The 1131-nt window shown below is 67.7% G+C and carries 1 protein-coding gene; it reads left to right on the forward strand.

Annotated elements, in window-relative coordinates; translation table 11 throughout:
• On the forward strand, positions 1-1131 hold a 1131-nt coding region (locus ZRA01_RS20315; protein ID WP_141355186.1), incomplete at both ends, for a type VI secretion system Vgr family protein.

Raw genomic sequence — 1131 nt, forward strand, 5'->3', positions numbered from 1 at the left:
GGGCGAGGCGCTGCTGTTCAACCGCCTGGAGGGCAGCGACGGCTTGTCGCGCAACGGCGAATACCGGGTCACGGTGCTGTCGCGGCGGCCCGACATCAAGGGTGACGAACTCCTCGGCAAGAGCGTCTCGGTGAAGGCTGTCACCCCCCGCGGCGGGCTGCGCGAATTCAACGGCCTGGCGGTGGGCTTCTACCAGGTCGGCCAGCAGGGCCGCTACCACCAGTACCTGATCGTCGTGCGCCCCTGGACCTGGCTGCTCACCCGCACCAGCGACTGCAAGATCTTCCAGGACAAAACCGTCCGCCAGATCATCGAAGCGGTGCTCGCCGACCACCCCTACGCCGACTTCGAATTTCAGCTCGCCGGCCAGTACACGCCCTGGGACTACTGTGTGCAGTACCGCGAGTCCGACTTCAACTTCCTCGCCCGGCTGATGGAACAGGAAGGCATCCACTTCTTCTTCCGCCACCACGGCGGCAAGCACACCCTCGTCATCGCCGACGGCGCCCAGGCCCACGCCGCCGCCGCGGGCTACGCCAGCCTGCCCTTCATCGAGCCCGAAGCCACCCATGCCCGCCAGGAAGAAGGCGTGCGCGACTGGACCCACGGCAGCGAGATCCAGCCCACCCGCTTCATCCAGCGCGACTTCAACTTCGAAAAACCCCGCGCCGACCTGCAAGCCGACGCCAGCCCGGCGCGCCCGCTCAAGCACGAACACGCCGCCCGCCTCGACGTCTTCGACTACCCCGGCGAATACCTCGAGCGCAGCGAAGGCCAGCGCATCGCCGCCATCCGCGTCGAAGAGATGCGCCACCCCTTCGATCAGTTCAGCGGCGAATCCAACGCCCTCGGGCTCGCCAGCGGCGGGCTGTTCAAGCTCATGGGCCACCCGCGCGCCGACCAGAACCAGGAATACCTCATCACCGGCGCCGACTACCGGCTCGAAGAAAGCCCGCCCGAATCCGAACTCGCCGACACCGAACTCTTCAGCGCGCGCCTGCAGGCGATCCCCTCGGCGCAGACCTACCAGCCGCCGCGGCTCACCCCCAAGCCCATTGTCCAGGGCCCGCAGACGGCGATCGTGGTGGGCAAGGCCGGCGACGAGATCCACACCGACAAATACGGCCGCGT

The organism is Zoogloea ramigera (genome assembly GCF_006539865.1).
GTDB classification, from domain to species: Bacteria; Pseudomonadota; Gammaproteobacteria; order Burkholderiales; family Rhodocyclaceae; genus Zoogloea; species Zoogloea ramigera.